Source organism: Paenibacillus sp. FSL H7-0943 (genome assembly GCF_037963265.1).
Lineage (GTDB): Bacteria > Bacillota > Bacilli > Paenibacillales > Paenibacillaceae > Paenibacillus_AQ > Paenibacillus_AQ odorifer.
Genome location: NZ_CP150148.1, coordinates 1,681,168 through 1,700,836 on the forward strand (window position 1 = coordinate 1,681,168; position 19,669 = coordinate 1,700,836).

A 19,669-nucleotide genomic window follows, 5' to 3' on the forward strand; every position below is an offset into this window, starting at 1 on the left:
AAGAGATCAACGATGTTATTCATCGTTGATCTCTTTTTTTATGAGGCTTACACAGTGCTGATAACTTCTATATATCAAGCTTCTTTGGCAATGATTTTTTTGAGCTTCACCTTGGGTTCTTGCTCAGGGTCAGGCGCTTGCCCAACACGTTTAATAAAGAAAGATAGCAGCAGACCGAGGATACCAATTCCCACAATCACTAGATAGGAATCATTGATCCCTTGAATGGATGCTTCCATAATCATATGTTCCTGTGTTCCGTTCTGTGTACTGCCAGAGGCCAGCATATCCTTCATATGCGTTGTAGTACGGCTTGTCATTACGGTGACGAGCAGGGAAGTCCCAACGGCGCCAGCTACTTGTCGAATGGTATTCGAAATCGCTGTACCATGCGCACTAAGCTTGGCGGGGAGTTGATTTAGACCCAGAGTTTGTATAGGCATGAGGAGCAAAGCCATCCCGATCCGGCGGCCTGTTGACATGTATACCAGATACATGTAGCTGGTTGAGTCTGTTAAATTTACAAAGCTTAGAGTCGTTGCAATTGTAATCAGAAGACCGATAATAGCGAGCCATTTTGCTCCGAACCGGTCGAACAGCTTGCCGGTTACCGGCATCAACAATCCCATTACGAGTGCACCAGGAAGCAGCAATAAGCCGGACTCCATCGCTGTAAAACCGCGGGCATTCTGCAGGTACAAAGGTAGCAGCATCATATCCGCATACATCACGATTGTAACTGCGATACTGATGACAGTTGTTAAGGAGAACATATTGTATTTAAAGGCCCGGAGATCAAGTAGTGGATTTTGGGAAGCCAACTGTCTCCAAGTAAACAAGCCAAGGGAAAGCACACCTGCTGCTAAAGACAATAACACTTCTGCGCTCGACCAACCCGCACTGGCAGCGCGGCTGAAGCCATACAGCAAGGTTCCAAAACCGATGGTAGAAAGAGTTACGCTAACAATGTCCAACTTGGGAAAGATGCGTTCCGATACATTTTTTAAATAAATAAATCCGCATATGATTACAATGACGGTCAAAGGAATCATGCCATAAAACATTGTCTCCCAAGAATAATGTTCCAAAATATATCCAGCCAGAGTAGGTCCAATCGCAGGTGCGAAAATGATGGCTAACCCTACCATCCCCATGGCAGCCCCTCTCTTTTCAGGAGGGAACAGGGTCAAGATGACATTCGTGAGCAGTGGCATAATAATCCCGGCACCAGCTGCCTGAATCATACGCCCGGTCAACAGAACAGGGAAGTTTGTCGCGACGGCCGATACGATCGTTCCAGCCAAAAATATAAACATAGAAGCTTGAAAAAGCTCCCGCGTCGTAAACCGTTGCATTAGATAAGCTGTAATTGGAATTAGAACACCATTAACCAGCATATACCCCGTTGTCAGCCACTGAGCTGTAGCCGCCGAGATATTAAAATCATGCATTAACTCCGGAACGGCAACGCTCATTACCGTTTGATTCAGTGTCGCAAGAAAGGCGCCCAAAATCATAATGAATAAGATGGGGCCCTTTTTCACGGAACTGCTTGTTACTTCTCTCTTTGTACTCACTCCACTCCATCCTTTCAACTCGTCGATCATGGACTAAATTTACAGTGTGTTGTATAGTTTACAATGCATGAATTAGATTATAAATGAAATTTTCATGTAATCAAGCAACAATTTGCGAAAAAATGTAAAGTAGTTTACATTCTTTGTGAAAATGTAGTTTTTTCTTTTTAAAAAACAACAATTATCTAAAATATGTAGCTTACAATATGAAAGTAAAAGATTGGAGAGTAGAAGATGAATAACACAACGCAACGTACAGATCCCCGGGTACTTCGGACACGTCAATTGCTTAGAGATGCTGTAATTGAATTGCTTGAGGAAATGGATATTGAGAAAATATCCGTAAACCGTATTGCAGAGCGGGCTAAAATCAATCGTGTTACTTTTTATCTGCACTATCGGGATCTCCCGGATATGTTAGAAAAGATGGCGGATGAGATGGTGGAGGACATTCTACAAGTGGTGAACAACGATGGCAACCATGATGAATCGGTTGATGAAGAGAATCTGAGGATATTAGAGAGTCTGCTTAAGCATATTGCGGAAAATGCAAAATTCTACAAAGTCATACTCACATCGAAACGAAGCCCGATTTTTACAGATCGCCTGTTTAAGTTGATGGCGGAAATCATTTCTGCACACCAGAAGAAAAAGGAGGGGGCCGTTGATCATTCAAAGGTACCGATACAAAAGGACATTGCCGTTTGGTACGGTTCAGCAGCTCTAATTGGCACGGTTATTTCTTGGCTCCGAGATGACATGCCCTATACGCCTGTGTATCTTGCCAGACAAATTAGCATGCTGCGTGCCAACTAGCAACGGGTTCCGACTAATGAACGGAGAGGATTTAAATGAACACGGGCAAACAGCCACGCATCGTTGCGCGGATGTTTGCCCGTGTTTAGAGCAGGTAAATCACTGCACACTGAGATTATCCCAGTTGATTTGGAATTCCTTCAACATCCCTTCTTTGGTCAGCTTGCCGCCGAGATACCCTTGAATGCTGCTGGATAATTCCTGTGGCATCCCGTTCGGCAGGCGGGTCCAGTTCCAGGTCAGCGCTTGATCTTTATCGGTATAAGCCAGCACCTCAGCACCTAGTGCTCCAAGATCTTCTTCGGTTCCCTTAATGTTGTCGAGCGCAGGGATGAATTGGAATTCCTTAGTGATATATTTTTTTCCGGTCTCGGAGGTGACAAGCCAATTCAGGAAGACCTTGGCCTCCTCCTTAACGGGAGAGTTTTTATTGATAACCCAATTGCTGGGTACACCTACATAAAGCTTGTCGTTGTCTTCGGGAGTGTCGTCAATGGGCATGGGCAGGATGCCAAGGTTTAGATTGGGATCGATGCCGTCGATCTGTCCTTGTGTCCAGTTACCCTGCTGCATCATCGCAGCTTCTCCGCTCGCTAGCATAGTGACTTGTGTATTATAGTCGGTTGAGAGCGGGTTCTTATTGCCGTACTCAACAGTAAGGTCAAGTAGATCGATCCACTTGGAGAAAATAGGGTCTCCGGCGAAGGTTTTGGAACCGTCTGTAAGTCCGGCGATGAATGCCTCTGGATCAGGTTGCTGGGCGAAAGGCACGTTTACATTATGATTGCCAAGCACGAACCATTCTTGGTAACCATTCGCAAAAGGGGTGATGCCTGCCGCTTTTAACTTCTCGGAGGCTTCGCGCAGAGCGGTTAGAGTTAAGGGTTTCTCGGTGATGCCTGCTTTCTTAAACAGGTCCTTATTATAGATGAAGCCGTATCCTTCCAGATTCATCGGCATCCCATACAGCTTGCCGTCTATAGTCATTTGTTCTGCTGCGAGTGGCTTTACATCCTTGGCCCAAGCTTCGCCGCTCAGATCCTCCAGATATTCCAGCCACATATCACGTTCATTGTTGCCGCCGATGGTAAAAATATCCGGTTCATCTCCGGAAGAGAATTTGGCACGCAGCGAGGCGCCATAATCAGTCCCGCCACCCACGCTTTGCACCTCAAGCTTAATATCGGGATGTTCTTTCTCGAATTCGGTCTTGAGCGAAGCCAGCGCTTCAGATATTTCAACCTTGAACTGGTAGATGTGTACGGTTTTGACTCCATCTGCATTGTCGCTGCTGCGTCCGCAACCGGCTGTCAGGGCAGCCAGCAGCAGGGAGCATGCGAGGAGAATTCCACGTTTTGTTCTCATATTTATTCATCCTCTCTGGCTGAAAGCAACATGTATCATTAGCCCTTCACGGAGCCCTGGGCAATGCCTTCAATAATATATTTTTGCATCACTAGGAAAAAGATGACCACCGGCGTAATCCCGAGTACAAGTCCTGGAAGCGCCAAATCCCACTGCTTCGTATATTGTCCGAAAAAGCTATAAGTGGCAATAGGGATGGTGCGAAGCACCGGATCCTGCAGAATAAGCGATGGCATCAAGTAATCATTCCAGATCCACAGGGTATTCAGTATGATGACGGTGACGATAATCGGCTGCATAAGCGGAAGTACAATCCGGAAAAAGGTACCATAAGGACTGCTGCCATCTACTCTTGAGGCCTCCTCGATATCGAGAGGTACCGATTTAACGAAGCCGTGGAATAGAAAAACAGTCATCGGGGCGCCAAACCCAAGATATGCTAAAATCAAACCGGCGGTTGAATCCATGACGCCCAAACCGCTGACGACCTGCACCAGCGGGATCATGATAGATTGAAATGGGATAACCATGGCGGCTACTAATGCAATATAGAGCACACGGTTATACAAGCTGTTGTTGCGGACCATTTTGTAAGCGCACATAGAGCAGAGGAACGCTAGCAGAATATTACTAATCACCGTGATGATAAAAGAGTTCAGGAAGGCGCGAGGGAAATTGGTAGCTTTCCAAGCTTCCGCGTAGTTGCTCCACTGGAGTGCGGAAGGCAGCGCAGCAGAGTCAGAAAGTATTTCACTATAGCTTTTCACTGAGTTAGCCAGTAAAAAGTAAAAGGGCACTAAAAATAGAAGTCCCAGCAGGATTACAATCACTTCGATGAGAAGAAGGGGGACATTAAATTTCTTGGCGGTAGTCTCCATTACAGCTCCACCTCTCTTTTCTTGGTTGCTCTAACCTGTAGTAGGGAGATCACGGCCACGATGACGAAGAAAACCATCGCTTTAGCCGAGCCCATTCCGAACCGGCTGATGGTATAGGCTTCATTGTAAATATTCAAGGCTACAGATTCGGTAGCTTTAAAGGGTCCACCTTTGGTCAGCGACAGGTTGAGGTCAAACAGCTTAAAGGACCAGGAGATAGATAGAAATAGACAGACAGTTACAGCAGGCATGACCAGTGGAAGAGTGACATGGCGCAAGGCCTGAAAACGTCCGGCTCCATCCACTTTGGACGCTTCAATTAGGCTTTGGGGAACATTGTTGATAGCAGAGATGTAGATCACCATCAGATATCCCGTATTTTGCCAGACAAATACGATAACAATCGCCCAGAATGCTGTTCCTCCGGTGCCTAGCCAGGGAAGATTAAAGAAGGACCAGCCGGTGGCCTGCCCGATAGAGGAGAATCCTCTGACAAAAATAAACTGCCAAATAAACCCGAGCAAAAGTCCGCCAATCACATGCGGTACAAAAAATACAGTTCTCAGGACATTACGTGTGAACAGTTTGCGCGTCAGCACATAAGCGAGTGCGAAGCCAAGCAGATTGGTCAGCACTAGACCGAAGAAAGTGAACTTCGCCGTGAACCAGAATGAATTAAGAAAGGAAGGATCCTTGGTGAAAATATGTAGATAGTTCCGTAGTCCGGTCCACTCGACATGCCGCGAGATTCCGTTCCAGCTGGTAAATGAATAATAGAGTCCCAAAAAGAAAGGAATCAGCACAATAATAAAGAAAAACAAGGAAGTTGGCCCGACAAAAATAAACTGCTGCATCAGGCGTGATCTTTTTCTATGGTCCATCGTTCCTCACCCCTTTTGTTAATTTAAACTTTTCATTCTATAACCGAATTGGTGATTAACCGAAACAAAAAGTAATATTACTTACCGAGTATTCTTAACCAGTTGCGGCATCGGGAGAGGCCACAAAGCCTTTGATAACGCCGAAAGTGTGCGATTTGGAGAAAAGAGAGGCCACAAAGCCTTTGATAACGCCGAAAGTGTGCTATTTGGAGAAAAGAGAGGCAAAAATGCCCATGATAGCGCCGAAAGTGTGCGGTTTGGAGAAAAGAGAGGCAAAAATGCCCTTGATAGCGCCGAAAGTGTGCGATTTGGAGGAAAGAGAGGCAAAAATGCCTTTGATAGCGCCGAAAGTGTGCGATTTGGAGAAAAGAGAGATAAAAATGCCTTTGATAGCGCCGAAAGTGTGCGGTTTGGAGGAAAGAGAGGCAAAAATGCCCTTGATAGCGCTGAAAGTGTGCGATTTGGAGGAAAGAGAAGCAAAAATGCCTTTGATAGCGCCGAAAGTGTGCGATTTGGAGAAAAGAGAGGCAAAAATGCCTTTGATAGTGCCGAAGTCGGCTGAGCTTTCTCTGGATAATTTTCATTGGCCCGGAGCGATTTCTTTTCGGGCTTGACAGCCTTTTCAAAGAATCGGTATGGTGGATTTGTCAGACAAATGGGAGGTAGGGTACATGCCAGGATGGCTGGGGAATCATTTTGTTACGCAGATTGGAATTTTGGTGAATGATGTTGAAAAGGTAAGCACGGCTTATGCGGAGTTTTTTGGACTGGAAAAGCCGCGAATTATCGTTACAGATACAGAAGATCAGGCGCAGACTCGGTATAATGGCGAGGCGACGGTGGCGCGGGGGAAGTTGGCTTTTTTTGATATGGGCTCCCTGCAGCTTGAACTGATTGAGCCAGACCAGCAGCCCAGTACATGGCGTGATTATTTGAATGAACATGGTGAGGGACCTCATCATATTGCTTTTGTGGTTGAAGGAATGAAGGAGAAGATTATGCTGCTCGAAGGCAAAGGGTTCCCACTCCAGCAAAAGGGCGAGTATACCGGGGGGCGTTATGCTTATATGGATACGTTCAAGGAGTTAAAGGTGATTGTGGAGCTGCTGGAGAACGATAAAGATAAAGATAAAGATAAAGATAAAGATAAAGATAAAGATAAAGGAGAGGATGTATAGTGAATATTCTAATTACTGGTGCCGGACGTGGACTAGGTTATGAGCTGGCGGCTGAGGCATTGAAGCGGGGACATGGAGTCATTGCCGGGGTTCGCCGTTCCGATCAGGAACAAACAGCACTATCTCAGCTCGCTGCGACCTACGGGGAGAAGCTGACTGTGGCCCAGCTGGACGTGACGGATGAAGAAGGAATCGCGGCACTTGCTGCAAATCTGCAAGGACAAGGCCGGACGCTTGGTGCTATTATCAATAATGCGGCCGTACTGACTGCAAGGGACACACAGATTGAAGAGCTGGATTTCCAAGATATGCTTACCACGATGGATATTAATCTTTATGGACCGATGCGAGTGGTTAAGCATTTCTTGCCGCTACTCACTGAACCCGAGCTTTCGATCATCAACATATCGTCGGAAGCAGGCAGCATTTCTAATGCTTATTCCGGAGACTATCCTTATTCCATCTCCAAAACGGCACTTAATATGTTCTCACAGCAGCTGCATGTATATTTAAAAGAACGCAGGGTACAAGTACTCGGCGTACATCCCGGCTGGATGCATACGGATATGGGCGGGGCAGAGGCGCCAACGAATCCAACCCAAAGTGCTGAGGGCATCATGGACTTGATCGAGAAGCGGACTACACCGGAAGGTCAATTCATGTTTGTAGACTATACGGGTAAGGATATGAAGATTTAATAATGAGTGTTCTAACTAAAAGAGGTAACTCAATAGCCATTTATGGCTTCTGAGTTACCTCTTTTTGATTTTCTATATGCTTATTTATTTCTTAATCAATAAATAAGCGAAATAAGGTACGCCGATCAACGCTACCATGATCCCAGCCGGGATGCCATCAGGGGAGACGAGATTGCGGCCAACGGTGTCCGCGATCAGAAGCAACCAGCCACCCAGCAATACTGCGACGGGAATAAACATCTGATTGCGCGGACCGACCAACGATTTCGCAATATGTGGTGCCATCAATCCGATAAAAGCGATTCCACCTGTTACGGATACCGCGGAGGCGGCAGCTGCGACGGCGACAAGAATCAGGACGATACGTTCGCGCTCCAGATTCAGACCGACACCAATGGCTGATACCTCACTTAGACTGAGCAGATTGAGTCGCAGCGATTTGTACAGGGTAAAGGGAACTAGCAGCAATAACCAAGGCAGTAAAGCCCAGATGAAGGGCCAATCTGTACCCCAAATATTCCCGGCAATCCATTTTGCGATAAAATCAACTTTGGCACGATCTGCGGATGAAATGATTACGATCATAACTCCCGACAGCGCTAGGGAAAATCCAACCCCGACCAAAACTAGCCGAATAGGATCAAGCCCTCTAGTCCGACTATATGAAAAAAGATAAATTAATGCTGCCGTAATTATAGCCCCTATAAAAGCAACCAGCGGCAACGCATAAATGAAGGTTCCAACGCTAACCGGGAAATAGAGAAAAAATACAGCGACAGCCACACCTGCCCCGGAGTTAATCCCAATAAGACCGGGGTCTGCTAGATCGTTTCGGGTAACACTTTGCAGAATCGACCCAGATAAGGCCAAGGCCATTCCTGCCAGTAGCGTAATTAGAATACGTGGCAGTCTCACAGAAAATAATACAAAGTCCTCTTTAAAGGTTCCATGACCGAAGAGAACGGGAAGCAGCCTGTCAAAAGACAGGGAAGAGTAGCCGATTCCCATACTGGCAATAGCCGTAAGCAGGATCAGTCCGGTGCATACCCACAGGATAAGACGTTGTTTTCGTACTGGAGCAGAGGAAATCATGAGAGTGTTTGACCTCCTTTACGAACAACGAACAAAAAGAAAGGCAGTCCTAGCATAGCCACGACAGCAACTATCGGCGTTTCATAAGGGGCATGGATTGTACGTCCAATGGTATCTGCAAGTAGCATGAAGGATGCCCCAGTGAATACTGAAATCGGCAGAATATAGCGGTAGTCGGTGCCGACTATTTTGCGGACAATATGCGGAATCATTAGCCCTACAAAAGCCATGTCCCCAATTAGAGCGACCGATGCGCCAGTCAGCAGAATAATGAGCGTGAACAGAATCCCTTTAACCAAAACAAGGTTTTGTCCTAATCCGATCGCTACCTCGTCACTCAAGCTAAGAATAGTCAGCTGGTTAGAAAATATTAATGCCACCACGATCCCGATGAGGATCACAGGTGCAATGGCCTGAAGCTGGCCCCAAGTTGCGCCGATAAGCCCACCGGCAGTCCACATGGATACATCTTTGGATATCTTGAAGGCAATGCTGACACCACTTGCGATAGCATATAGGAATGCAGATACCGCAGCACCAGCGAGTACGATACGGATCGGAGACAAGCCACCTTGGCGTACGGAGCCGAGAATAAGAACCAGAACGGCTCCCAGAGCAGCGCCGAAGAAGCAAGCAATCATGGTGCCAAAATAGTTCAGCCCCGGCATAAATACGAAGGTAAGCGCCAGTGCCATATTAGCTCCTGAAGTTAACCCCAGCAGGCCGGGATCGGCTAACGGATTGCGCGTAACGCCTTGCATAATAGCACCGGATACGGCAAAGGCGGCGCCGATCAGCATGGCGGCCAGTTCACGCGGCAGCCTGATCTCACGGAGAATGAGGACATTGTCTGCCGTTGAACTTGAAGTGATGGCAAGCCACAGATCATGGAGGGTGGTTTCTTTAGCCCCGAATAACATCGCGATCACGAGGCAAATAACCATTACCAGCACGCTACCAAGCAGCTTATAAAAGAATGGAATGGAAGTTTGCTTCGTAGTCATCTTTATTATTTTCCTAGAAAGCTTTTTTCAAAGAATTCCAGTTGATATTCTAAGCTAAGCGGATCGTTAAAATAGAATGCTTTGGCATCAGCTTCGTAAACATGATTATTTTTGACAGCAGGGATGCTCTTGTAGATTTCTGTATCCTGGAAGGAATTATCTTCATCCGCATTTTTACTAAAAATAACGTAATCGCCTAGATAATCCTTCAGCACTTCTGTTGAGAGGGCCACGTAACCATCTGTTTTGGTGCCTTCCTTTACTGTCTCCGGCATATCGAGCTTGAAGTCCCCATAGAGGAGTTCAGTTCCGCGGCCAAAGTTATACCCGTATACATACAATTGCTTATTGAAGGTTTCAATGACAGAGACAGTTGCATCCTCGCCGATCTTCGCTCTGATTTCCTCACCCGCTTTTTTGGTGCGGGCACTAAAGTCATCTACCCAAGCTTGGGCTTCTTTTTCTTTGTTCACCAATTTGCCGACTTCCAGCTGTTGGGTTAAGTAATCAACTTTATTATAAGTATAAGTAACCGTTGGTGCGATTTGCTTGAATTTATCGATGTTCTTAATATCGGAGAGACCGATAATCAGATCCGGCTGCAGCTCAATGATCTTCTCCAGACTTTCATCACTTACAGCTTCTACATCTTTCAATTGCTCTTCAAAGCGCGGATTGGTTTTGGACATTTCATCTACGCCTACAACAGGTACACCTAGAGCCATAACATTACCTGTTAAAAATCGAGTGAGGACAACGACACGCTGAGGATGTGTCGGAACTTCAACAGGTCCATTTTCCGATTCATAAGTAAAAGTCGCACTTTCTGACTCCGCAGCAGGAGCCGAGGATGGGCTGTTTGTAGGACTAACCTCATTCTTCGCCTGATTTCCCCCACAAGCACTAAGGGTAAGCCCTAAAATAAGTACAAACGGAATAAATATCTTTCTCATTTAAATAATTCTCCCCTTTTAATGACTATGTTTCCGTGAATAATTCCATTATTTAATGAATCCCAGGCTGCGCCATAGATTGATTATGAGAATCATTCGCATTTGTAATCATTATAGGGATCACTTATGTGCCTAACCATGCCTTTTTGTTGGAAAAAAGACTTGGACTATTATTGGCCTTCGAATAATGCAACCGCACGTCCAAGCTGCAAACGAATGGAAACTGGATTATAAGGCACCCATTCATCCAGATTAAGCAGATGGATCTTCTTGTTCTGTACAGCAGAAAGCTGGTTCCAATAAGAGGAGTGGAAGATTTCTTCACTGTGTGCAGTGGAGCCTTTTGCGTCTGGAAATACAGTGACTAACAATCGGTCACCGGCATAAGCCTCCAGCTCAGAGACGTCAATCACAAGGGAATGAAACTGGTCGCCGAGTTTATTTATTTGATCCTCAATCAAGGCAGGAGCCTTGAGACCTAGCGATTGATAGATCACATACCCAACATTTCTTGCCCCGTATACTAATAGTCCATCTGGTTTAATGACCAGAAGGGTTACAATCTCGTTAGCCACCGCGCTTTGCTGCACCACGGCCCGAGCTTCCAGCTCCTCTTGTTCAAAATCGTCCAGCCACTGCTCAGCACGTTCGCTACGGTGAATGGCACGGCCGATCAAGCGCAAGTGGTCTTTCCATCCTAGTTCCTGCCAAGAGATTTCAACAATAGGAGCGACCGCCCGCAGCTGCTCAGCGTTCAAGCCGAATTCTTCCAGATGTTGTGTGGCTGCAATAAGCAATTCAATGTTTGCTTCCAGTAATAACGCTTTTATCTGCTCAGCCGAGCTGTTCGTATGGATGAATTTCATAGACTGTGGTGGTTCCTGGTCAGAAAGATTTAAATACTCGCTGCTCTCTGAAATGGTAACTGCAGGTTCCAGGCCAAGCAGCAGCAAATGACTGGCATAGGGAGTGAGCATCACCGCTACACGTTGGAAAGGGATAAGATTATAGCCTGAAGGAGATGCGCCGGTCTGCTGCTTAAAGCGCCGACTAAGATAGAACTCATCCTTGTAGCCCACCTTTAAAGCAATTTCTCTTAGTGTGCTTGAACTATTAAGCAGTAGTTCCTTCGCTCTGTGAACTCTCAACCTGGACAGATATTCATTAGGGGTAAAGCCCGTAAATTGTTTAAATAGCGTTGAATAATGTGAACCGCTCACACCCGCAATTGCAGCTAATTGCTCACGTGATATTTTTTCACTGAAGTGATTCTCTAAGTATGTGATACTGCGTTCCATTGAGGGCTGCTCACTCACTTCAAATCTTGTTTCCTGCTGCTCCAGCAATTGAAGAAGGATCTGATGGAACAGGATCTGGTTCTGCACATGACGTATTTCACGATCTGGCAACCGGTGAAGATACAATTCCTTCATATTAGATACAATGGCTGGTTCATGAGGAAACAACAGCATATTTGAATTGGATGTCAGTTGGCTTGTCCGCGTCATAGCACTGGAGGGCAGTGCTCGTGTCTGTTCTTGAATCCGGATTGAAAGCTTATAAGCATGAAGCGGCTGCTGGCGATTTGTAATTAGAGAGGCGTAAGTATTCTCGGGGAGAAGGACGACAATGCCTTCCATTAGCTCATAAGTCTGATGATTGACCTCAAGCATACCCTTACCAGCAGCAATAGCTAGTAGGACGGTTGAATGCTCATGAATCTGAAGTCTTGGCAGATTTGAGGTTCCATACATCGACTGAATACTATCAGCGGTATATAAAGGGAAATGGGACTCCGCCCATTCTGGGACTACGTTATTCAAATCTTAAGCCTCCGTTACCTATAATTCTATGAATGGTATTATATTCTTCACTTCTATGGGACTAATTATAACATCTCTCGTTTGGGACAAGCCGCATAAATGACCACAAAGTAGAAGAGAAACTAATCTCCTAGATGAATCCATTGGTCCAAGAGTCCCTAAGGTCAAGCGAATATAAATACTACTATGATCCTTCATCCATTTTAAAAGAGGTGAATCTAAGATGAAAAGACAGGTGAAACCTAGTAGGAAAAGAAGACCTGCCTCCAGACTGCAGCCTAAACGTAGTTTAATTCTTAAAGCAAAAGCGCAAATCATTAACTTTGCGGTTATTGGTGATAGTCATGTGGGGTATGGAAACAGCTCAAGCATTTTTAGTAATCTTTTGCCTAAAGCTGTGAATAACGGGAATAAGAGATTTGTTATTTTTGGAGGAGATAATACGCAAGCGGGAGCTAATCATGGAAATAATGCGAATGCTTACTACAAGGACTTCAAGGATACGGTAACAAGCACGCTTGGGAGTATTCCTTATAAAGCATCTATAGGAAATTGGGAGGCAAGCACACAGTCCTTATTCACACAATATTTAGGTGCTGTTGAAGGTCAAATGAATTTTCCGGGTACGCAGGGGAAGGTCAAGTATGTATGGCTTAATTGTGCGCTTGGACGGTTTACTCCGGGTAGTATAAATTTGTTGAGAAATTTAGATGATAGTTTTTATTATATTATAGATTTTCATTGGCCTCTCAAAGTAAGTGGGATTACGGTGGACCCAACCCATGTATTAAGCGCATCGGAGACGAATAAGTTTTTTTCATCCATTCCTACAAAAGTGAGAGATAAGGTGTTAGCTATTTTTACGCATCATGGACATCTGTTTTACCGAAAGCTTAGTAATATATATCCCGGTTACAACAAAACTAAATTTTTCGTATGCGGATGTTCTGGGGAATATAAATGCAAAACAAATGGTGATCGGGGTTATTACAATGCCACATTATCCATCAACGGGACAACATTTAATGTAGATGCTTTTAAGGTAGCGGTAATTTAGTGAAAACTAAGCTGAAGCTGATTTTCGGGAGAAACCGGGTTCAGCTTTAGTTTTTTTAGCAAATAGTTAATAGAAACTCAACAATTCAGTCACAGGATAATAGTAAGCTAGCAGGATTATTTAATATATTTGTATAATAGTTTATATATGTATTAAATGAATCATATTGGAGGGCTACCGATGAGAGGGTTAGTATTTAATTCTTTAGAACAGGCGGGTGTCTCGGCTTTTGGTGTGGAGCGTATTCGTACAGCCGCCGCACAAATGGTTGAAGACAATATCACACCTGCGCAAGTTATTGTTGCTGCGAGAAAGGGGACGCTGCTGGTCCATCAAGCGAATGGAAAATTCGGACCTGAAGCAGACGCAGCAGATTTAACAGCGGATGCTATATTTCCACTCTGTTCCATCACAAAACTATTTACTGCAACCGCTATTATGATGTTAGTGGAACAAGGGAAAGTGGGCCTAAATAGGCCGGTTTCTGATTACATCCCCGAATTTACAGGGGAGAACAAAACAAAAGTATGCGTACATCATTTGTTGACACATACCTCTGGAATTGAGGTTAATGGCGGTTATGATGCACCACTAAGCCACGAGCCAGGTACTGTGATGTCTTACTGTGGATATGGTTATGAGCTGTTGGGTGAAATTATACGGCGAGTTAGTGGACAAGCTTATGATGTATTCGTAAAGGAAACCATTTTTAAACCGCTTGGAATGGAAAATACATATTATCGTGTGCCAATGGAAGTGCGGAACAGAGTAGTTAGACGTGCCCCTGAGGCAGCATGCGCGGAATGGGTAGACAGCGAATACAATTTGAATTCTGTATCTGCGGGGGGCGGCGCTTACTCAACGGCTATGGATTTGGCTGTTTTTGGCCAGATGTTCCTTAACGGCGGAATTTATAACGGAGTACGATTGCTTAGTCCGGTAACAGTAAAAGAAATGACCCGCAATCAAATTCCGGGCGTATCCTCACAATATAGAGACGAAGTTTTCCCTGAAGCGTACTGGGGGTACGGATGGGCGATTAATGGCACGAAGCGTGACGGCGGAGATCTGCTCTCTGCAGATGCCTATTCACACTGGGGGGCGGCAGGTCCTTTCCTCTGCGTGGATCCGATTTATCAGACAGTGACGGTTCATTTATCCGTAGAACTGGATCACCAGAAGCCATTTAAAAATATGTATGTTGATTACTTCAACAATACTGTTCTTGCAGCAATCACAGAGCTGTGATGTCGGCTGCTATTTTCATATCCATTTAGAATTTTTGTTGTGTCTACTTTTCTTAAAGTGTGTTTTCCCTGTTTGTTCTAAATTGTTTAGGGGTGATTCCGGTATATTTCTTAAACACTTTGGTAAAGTAGCTCTGATCATTAAAATGTAGGCGTGAGGCGATGTCCGATAAGCTTATCTCTGGTACTTCTATTAGTCGTTTTGCCTCTTCAATCCGCTCCAATTGAATAAAATCGCTGATGGTGATGCCGGTCTCCTTCTTAAATAATAGGGAGAGATAACTTCTATTTAATCCTGCAACCTCAGCCAGTCTATCTAAGGAAAGTTCCTCATATAGGTGATTGAAAATATAGTTCTGACAGAGAGCCACGGTGCGCGACAGTTTCGCCATCCGGCTCTCTTTGACATGGTCTGCGAAATCGCAAAGGGCATTAAGAACGGCATGATCTACAGCGGGAATATCTTTTAGTTCTTCGATATGCTGGATATGAAAGTCGCTTAGGGTATAAGAAATTTCCCAGTACAGCCCTCCATCTATAGCTGCACGTGTAGCGAGTGTAATACATGAGATTGCCAGATTCTTTTTGTTACGTAATTGGCTCCTTTTAGAGAGAAGCCCGTAACTCTCTTCGGAGAACGAAGCTTGAACGCGTAGCAGCTCAGTTTTATTGCCTTTTTTGACATAGTGAAAGAGATTTTTTTCTAGCATGGGCTCGTGGTGCAGCCACGTATTCTCACGGCGATAAGAAATATCCAAATCCAAACTGCCTGAGGGCAGTTGTTTATAGGCAAGAATGCGGGAGTCCAGCAGTAGTTCGCTAAGGGTCAAGGTTTTTCCAGTAACGAGCGAGTATAGCAGCATAGCGGTATGGTATAGTCTCATTTTATTTAACACGGTCAGGCTGCGGTAATAGTTAAGCCATTGCTCCTGAAACTTAAGCGGAACTTCATGATCACGCATCAGACTTACCACACTATCCTCCGTAGGTTGAGCATACAATGAAGGGCCAATCACAATGCTTCCCTCGTTACTGTTGTCTGAGGGTAAATGGAGAATGATGTAATTCTCTAGAAAATTTGTGGTACGAACGATGGGTATGGTAGAAGTCCGTCCATTGCCATTAGAGTTGTTTTCACGGTTAAAAGATTTAGTAATTTCAGAAAGTGGCTCATTAAGGTTATGAACCCAAGGGGCGCACTCGAAGGAGGAAGGCATAGCAAATTCAATTTCCCGAGTGGCGTCGAGCAGGAACACGGGAATTTGCTGTGACTCATACATCACTTTACAGATATATTGGACTCTTTCCTTATCCTCCAAATGATCTAACATGTTATGACCTCCTCACCTAACAAGAATACCAAAAACACAATAATAATGCCATAAATCAAGCATGAAGTATATTAAAATGGGGATAGTATACATTCAGAGGAGGCATTTTTATGAAAACCAAAATTCATGAACTCATATCACAATTGACCCTTGAGGAGAAAGCGGGACTCTGTTCAGGGCTTGATTTCTGGCATACCAAGGGGATTGAACGACTCGGAATCCCTTCTTTGATGGTAACGGACGGACCCCATGGTTTACGCAAGCAAAAAGAGAGTGCCGATCACCTCGGGCTTCATAACAGTGTTCCCGCAACTTGTTTTCCTTCAGCAGCAGGGTTGGCTTCTTCGTGGGATCGGGAACTAATTGAGCGAGTGGGGAAGGCGCTTGGTAAGGAGTGCCAGGCAGAAAACGTTGCTGTTCTGTTGGGACCGGGGACGAATATTAAACGCTCTCCACTGAACGGTCGTAACTTTGAATATTTCTCGGAAGACCCGTATCTTTCTGCCGAGATGGGGGGGAACCATATCAAAGGTGTGCAAAGCGAAGGAGTAGGAACCTCGCTTAAGCATTTTGCCGCCAATAATCAGGAACACCGGAGAATGTCGGTAGATGCGGTTATTGATGAACGGACGCTGCGGGAGATTTATCTGGCTAGCTTTGAAGGTGCAGTTAAGAACAGTCAACCTTGGAGCGTAATGTGTTCTTACAACCGGGTTAACGGTGAATACGCTTCTGAGAGTGAAACGCTTCTAACGCGGATTCTTAGAGATGAATGGGGTTTCGAAGGATTTGTAGTTTCGGATTGGGGTGCGGTCAATGAGCGAGTGAAGGCGCTGCAAGCAGGGCTGGAGCTGGAAATGCCGTCAACGGGAGGACTTGGCGATGCCAAGATTGTCGCAGCGGTGCAAGGTGGGGAACTAGCTGAAGAAACGTTAGACCTTGCGGTGGAGCGGCTGCTCACTTTTATTTTTAAGGCGGTAGACAATCGTAAAGATAATACTTCATTTAATGCTGAAGAGCATCACCAACTGGCACGGAAAGTGGCGCGGGAAAGCATGGTGCTTCTTAGAAATGAGGAGGAAGTTCTACCCTTATCTAAACAAGGTACTATTGCGATCATTGGGGAATTTGCTAAAAATCCGCGTTATCAAGGTGGGGGAAGCTCGCATGTGAATCCAACTCAATTGGATGATGCTTTTGAAGAGATGAGAGGTCTTGCGGGGTCTGCTGAGCTGCTATATGCCCAAGGATATGAACTGGAGCATGATGAGATTAATGAGGTTTTGCTGCAAGAGGCACGAGAAACAGCGGCAAAAGGTGATGTAGCGGTGTTGTTCCTTGGACTGCCGGATAATTATGAGTCAGAGGGTTATGATCGCAGCCACTTGTCTCTTCCAGAGAGCCATAAAGCGCTGATCGATGTGGTAGCTGAGGTGCAGAGTAATATCGTTGTTGTACTCAGTAATGGCTCACCTGTAGAGATGCCTTGGATTGATAAAACAAAAGGAGTCCTTGAGGGTTATCTAGGTGGGCAGGCGTTTGGGGGTGCCGTAGCAGATTTACTGTTTGGAGAGGTCAGCCCAAGCGGTAAACTGGCAGAGACGTTCCCCATGAAGCTGAGCGACAATCCATCCTTTCTTAATTTCCCGGGGGAAGGGGATAAGGTAGAGTATAAGGAAGGTTTGTTCGTAGGTTATCGTTATTATGATAAAAAAGAGATAAAACCGCTGTTTCCTTTCGGCTTTGGTCTCAGCTACACAGAGTTTCAATATAGTCATTTAACAATTTCCAAGAGCAGCATAAAGGACACCGAGACTGTTCAGGTTAAGGCTACCGTTAAAAATACGGGCACTCGCGCAGGAAAAGAAATCGTTCAGCTCTATGTTAGTGATGTGGAGAGCAGCGTGATCCGTCCACTGAAGGAACTAAAAGGCTTCCAGAAGCTAGAGCTTCAGCCTGAAGAAGAGCAGGAGGTAACCTTTGAGTTAGATAAACGCTCCTTTGCTTATTACAACGTTAACATTGGTGATTGGCATGTGGAAAGTGGAAATTTTGAAATTGCTATTGGCTCATCATCGCGGGATATTCGTCTGACAACTTGTATCGGAGTGGAATCGACCAATCCGCTTACGATGCGTTATCATCGGAATAGTACTATTGGTGATTTGCTGGATAATCCACGGACAGCGGAAAAAGTGAAGAAATTCAGCAGTGTTTTTGGCTTAGAAGGTGCGATGGACGATAACCCGGAAATGTACATGGCGATGATGAAATATATGCCGCTGCGGGCAATGATCGGTTTCGGCCAAGGGAAATACACGGAAGAAGATTTAGCCAAGGATCTGCAAGAATTTAATACATTGGCTACTAAGTAGAAGTAAGCCAGTGGCACATATTAGTCCTATCTAATATGCACCACTGGCCTTATTTGTGTAAATTTCTTGTCTGGACACTTACCCATTAACTCGATAGGTGTGCCTCAACGTTTCCTTGAAGGAAATCCGTAATCTTTAGCGCGCCACGCTACTAGCAGCGCAAGAATCAATAGTATAAACATTACCCACGGGAAGGAGCGGACACCAAGTGTTTCAATAAGAATTCCGCCTATCACTCCGCCACCGCCAATAGCTAGGTTCCATGCCGTCACCAGCATCGATTGGGCCACATCTGCACTTTCGCCAGCGGTTTCGGCAACGGCTGTCTGTAGCAAAGTAGCTGCTCCTCCGAACGTCAACCCCCATACACCAACCACTAAATAGATCACTATGGGCTGGCTGCTACTAATGCCTAGTACAATGGATGACAAGGCAAAAGCAGCTAGGCTGATCAGAACCAATGGACGCAGTTTGCGGTCGATCAAAATACCGATGACCCAGATGCCAACAAGCGCTGTAATGCCGAAAACAAGCAACACCAAGTCAACCCGCTGGGTTAGCCCGGCCTGAGTAAGATAGGGGGCAATATAGGTATACAAGATGTTGTGTGCTAGTACCCATACCAGAACGACAAACAATACCGGCCGTACCCCCGGAATAACAAAAACCTTGTAGAGAGGGAGCCGTTTTTCAGGGGCTTCTCCTGGATAGTCCGGTAGCTTCCAAAATACCCAAGCGATCAGCATGAGAGCTAATAGCGACATGAACCCGAAGATAGAGCGCCAGCCTACAAGGGTGCCAAGAAGGGTTCCAGCAGGGACACCGAGTGCCAGAGCGAGAGGTGTGCCAACCATCGCTACCGCCATTGCTCGTCCCTTGAGTGACTCCGGCACCATGCGCCGGGCGTAACCTGCTATCATGCCCCATAAGACTCCAGCGGATACGCCGGCGAAGAACCGAGCTGTTAGCGTAAGTATATAATTGGAAGAAAAAGTGGTGACGGTGTTGAATATGAGAAAACCAAGGATGCACATTAGTAGCAGTGGTCGCCGCCGCCATCCACGCGTCACGGTAGTTAAGGGAATCGCGGCCAACAGGGAACCAAGAGCATACAAAGTGACAAGTTGACCGGCAAGGGCCTCGGAGACACCAAGCCCCTCACCTATTTGGAGCAACAAGCCTGCCGGAATCGTTTCGGTAAGAATACAGATAAACCCCGTCATAGCTAAGGCGAGTAATCCAGCCCATGGCAGACGTTCAGAAGAGGGAGTGCTGGAGGCACTTTGTGTGGCAGAAGATGTGTTTTGGCTCATAGAGAAGCCCCTCTCTTATATAATTTTAGCAAACTCAATGATATAGACGACGAATAGGGTCTACTGGACAGAGAGCCTAGG

Annotated in this window: 17 protein-coding genes; 7 read left to right on the forward strand and 10 right to left on the reverse strand. The window is 45.6% G+C overall.

All coding sequences use genetic code 11. The annotated features are described in order from the left end of the window. Window positions 1-74 precede the first annotated feature (74 nt). Window positions 75-1,517, reverse strand: coding sequence for a DHA2 family efflux MFS transporter permease subunit (locus NSQ55_RS07330; RefSeq protein WP_254857093.1), 1,443 nt, complete (start codon window positions 1,515-1,517; stop codon window positions 75-77). A 294-nt stretch (window positions 1,518-1,811) separates the two neighbouring features. Between NSQ55_RS07330 and NSQ55_RS07335 the strand changes: the two genes are divergently transcribed. Then, window positions 1,812-2,393, forward strand: coding sequence for a TetR/AcrR family transcriptional regulator (locus tag NSQ55_RS07335; RefSeq protein WP_076279572.1), 582 nt, complete (start codon window positions 1,812-1,814; stop codon window positions 2,391-2,393). 99 nt (window positions 2,394-2,492) lie between these two features. Here NSQ55_RS07335 and NSQ55_RS07340 read toward each other — a convergent pair whose 3' ends face one another. Genes NSQ55_RS07340 through NSQ55_RS07350 form a run of 3 tightly spaced genes read right to left on the reverse strand, consistent with a single transcriptional unit; the run spans window position 2,493 to window position 5,517 of the window. Continuing rightward, complete coding sequence (locus NSQ55_RS07340; protein WP_076301948.1) at window positions 2,493-3,758, reverse strand: ABC transporter substrate-binding protein; 1,266 nt, start codon at window positions 3,756-3,758, stop codon at window positions 2,493-2,495. A gap of 38 nt (window positions 3,759-3,796) precedes the next feature. After that, on the reverse strand, window positions 3,797-4,636 hold the full coding sequence (locus tag NSQ55_RS07345; RefSeq protein ID WP_036675762.1) for a carbohydrate ABC transporter permease: 840 nt from the start codon (window positions 4,634-4,636) through the stop codon (window positions 3,797-3,799). Beyond that, window positions 4,636-5,517, reverse strand: coding sequence for a sugar ABC transporter permease (locus NSQ55_RS07350; RefSeq protein WP_339172306.1), 882 nt, complete (start codon window positions 5,515-5,517; stop codon window positions 4,636-4,638). Before NSQ55_RS07350 ends, NSQ55_RS07345 begins: the two co-directional genes overlap by 1 nt. 131 nt (window positions 5,518-5,648) lie before the next feature. On the opposite strand from NSQ55_RS07350, the gene NSQ55_RS07355 reads away from it, so the two are divergent. Genes NSQ55_RS07355 through NSQ55_RS07365 form a run of 3 tightly spaced genes read left to right on the forward strand, consistent with a single transcriptional unit; the run spans window position 5,649 to window position 7,393 of the window. Next, window positions 5,649-6,131, forward strand: a complete 483-nt coding sequence (locus tag NSQ55_RS07355; protein ID WP_339172309.1) for a hypothetical protein — start codon at window positions 5,649-5,651, stop codon at window positions 6,129-6,131. A gap of 57 nt (window positions 6,132-6,188) precedes the next feature. After that, a complete protein-coding gene (locus tag NSQ55_RS07360) occupies window positions 6,189-6,695 on the forward strand; it encodes a VOC family protein (protein WP_339172312.1) in 507 nt (168 codons plus the stop codon). After that, window positions 6,695-7,393 carry an SDR family oxidoreductase gene (locus NSQ55_RS07365; RefSeq protein ID WP_076309652.1) on the forward strand — a complete coding sequence of 233 codons (699 nt, stop codon included), beginning with the start codon at window positions 6,695-6,697 and terminating at the stop codon, window positions 7,391-7,393. The genes NSQ55_RS07360 and NSQ55_RS07365 overlap by 1 nt, the downstream gene beginning before the upstream one ends. Before the next feature lie 84 nt (window positions 7,394-7,477). On the opposite strand, the gene NSQ55_RS07370 is transcribed toward NSQ55_RS07365, so the two are convergent. The 4 genes from NSQ55_RS07370 to NSQ55_RS07385 form a co-directional block, all read right to left on the reverse strand. Further along, a complete protein-coding gene (locus tag NSQ55_RS07370; protein WP_339172316.1) occupies window positions 7,478-8,485 on the reverse strand; it encodes an iron ABC transporter permease in 1,008 nt (335 codons plus the stop codon). Next, window positions 8,482-9,489: an iron ABC transporter permease gene (locus tag NSQ55_RS07375; RefSeq protein ID WP_339172319.1), complete on the reverse strand. Its 1,008-nt coding sequence runs from the start codon at window positions 9,487-9,489 to the stop codon at window positions 8,482-8,484. Before NSQ55_RS07375 ends, NSQ55_RS07370 begins: the two co-directional genes overlap by 4 nt. A 5-nt stretch (window positions 9,490-9,494) precedes the next feature. Then, window positions 9,495-10,442: an iron-hydroxamate ABC transporter substrate-binding protein gene (locus NSQ55_RS07380; RefSeq protein WP_339172322.1), complete on the reverse strand. Its 948-nt coding sequence runs from the start codon at window positions 10,440-10,442 to the stop codon at window positions 9,495-9,497. Between the two features lie 170 nt (window positions 10,443-10,612). Next, window positions 10,613-12,265 carry an AraC family transcriptional regulator gene (locus NSQ55_RS07385; protein WP_076279579.1) on the reverse strand — a complete coding sequence of 551 codons (1,653 nt, stop codon included), beginning with the start codon at window positions 12,263-12,265 and terminating at the stop codon, window positions 10,613-10,615. A gap of 223 nt (window positions 12,266-12,488) precedes the next feature. On the opposite strand from NSQ55_RS07385, the gene NSQ55_RS07390 reads away from it, so the two are divergent. Next, window positions 12,489-13,322: a metallophosphoesterase gene (locus NSQ55_RS07390; protein ID WP_076125230.1), complete on the forward strand. Its 834-nt coding sequence runs from the start codon at window positions 12,489-12,491 to the stop codon at window positions 13,320-13,322. Between the two features lie 180 nt (window positions 13,323-13,502). Next, on the forward strand, window positions 13,503-14,570 hold the full coding sequence (locus NSQ55_RS07395; RefSeq protein WP_076193439.1) for a serine hydrolase domain-containing protein: 1,068 nt from the start codon (window positions 13,503-13,505) through the stop codon (window positions 14,568-14,570). A gap of 52 nt (window positions 14,571-14,622) precedes the next feature. Here NSQ55_RS07395 and NSQ55_RS07400 read toward each other — a convergent pair whose 3' ends face one another. Beyond that, entirely contained in the window at window positions 14,623-15,900 is a 1,278-nt protein-coding gene (locus NSQ55_RS07400) for a helix-turn-helix transcriptional regulator (RefSeq protein WP_339172329.1), read from the reverse strand. Window positions 15,901-16,010: 110 nt separating this feature from the next. Here NSQ55_RS07400 and NSQ55_RS07405 point away from each other — a divergent pair, with 110 nt between their 5' ends. Continuing rightward, complete coding sequence (locus tag NSQ55_RS07405; protein ID WP_339172332.1) at window positions 16,011-18,275, forward strand: glycoside hydrolase family 3 C-terminal domain-containing protein; 2,265 nt, start codon at window positions 16,011-16,013, stop codon at window positions 18,273-18,275. Between the two features lie 104 nt (window positions 18,276-18,379). Here NSQ55_RS07405 and NSQ55_RS07410 read toward each other — a convergent pair whose 3' ends face one another. Then, window positions 18,380-19,588 (reverse strand): MFS transporter, encoded by a 1,209-nt coding sequence (locus tag NSQ55_RS07410; RefSeq protein WP_339172335.1) that lies wholly within the window; start codon window positions 19,586-19,588, stop codon window positions 18,380-18,382. Between the last annotated feature and the right edge of the window lie 81 nt (window positions 19,589-19,669).

What these genes read in the sequence shown, in the direction of transcription:
- NSQ55_RS07330 (WP_254857093.1), bottom strand. Translation starts at nt 1,517, where the DNA reads ATGATTTTGGGCGCCTTTCTTGCGACACTGAATCAAACGGTAATGAGC.
- NSQ55_RS07335 (WP_076279572.1), top strand. Translation starts at nt 1,812, where the DNA reads ATGAATAACACAACGCAACGTACAGATCCCCGGGTACTTCGGACACGT.
- NSQ55_RS07340 (WP_076301948.1), bottom strand. Translation starts at nt 3,758, where the DNA reads ATGAGAACAAAACGTGGAATTCTCCTCGCATGCTCCCTGCTGCTGGCT.
- NSQ55_RS07345 (WP_036675762.1), bottom strand. Translation starts at nt 4,636, where the DNA reads ATGGAGACTACCGCCAAGAAATTTAATGTCCCCCTTCTTCTCATCGAA.
- NSQ55_RS07350 (WP_339172306.1), bottom strand. Translation starts at nt 5,517, where the DNA reads ATGGACCATAGAAAAAGATCACGCCTGATGCAGCAGTTTATTTTTGTC.
- NSQ55_RS07360 (WP_339172312.1), top strand. Translation starts at nt 6,189, where the DNA reads ATGCCAGGATGGCTGGGGAATCATTTTGTTACGCAGATTGGAATTTTG.
- NSQ55_RS07370 (WP_339172316.1), bottom strand. Translation starts at nt 8,485, where the DNA reads ATGATTTCCTCTGCTCCAGTACGAAAACAACGTCTTATCCTGTGGGTA.
- NSQ55_RS07375 (WP_339172319.1), bottom strand. Translation starts at nt 9,489, where the DNA reads ATGACTACGAAGCAAACTTCCATTCCATTCTTTTATAAGCTGCTTGGT.
- NSQ55_RS07380 (WP_339172322.1), bottom strand. Translation starts at nt 10,442, where the DNA reads ATGAGAAAGATATTTATTCCGTTTGTACTTATTTTAGGGCTTACCCTT.
- NSQ55_RS07390 (WP_076125230.1), top strand. Translation starts at nt 12,489, where the DNA reads ATGAAAAGACAGGTGAAACCTAGTAGGAAAAGAAGACCTGCCTCCAGA.
- NSQ55_RS07395 (WP_076193439.1), top strand. Translation starts at nt 13,503, where the DNA reads ATGAGAGGGTTAGTATTTAATTCTTTAGAACAGGCGGGTGTCTCGGCT.
- NSQ55_RS07400 (WP_339172329.1), bottom strand. Translation starts at nt 15,900, where the DNA reads ATGTTAGATCATTTGGAGGATAAGGAAAGAGTCCAATATATCTGTAAA.
- NSQ55_RS07405 (WP_339172332.1), top strand. Translation starts at nt 16,011, where the DNA reads ATGAAAACCAAAATTCATGAACTCATATCACAATTGACCCTTGAGGAG.
- NSQ55_RS07410 (WP_339172335.1), bottom strand. Translation starts at nt 19,588, where the DNA reads ATGAGCCAAAACACATCTTCTGCCACACAAAGTGCCTCCAGCACTCCC.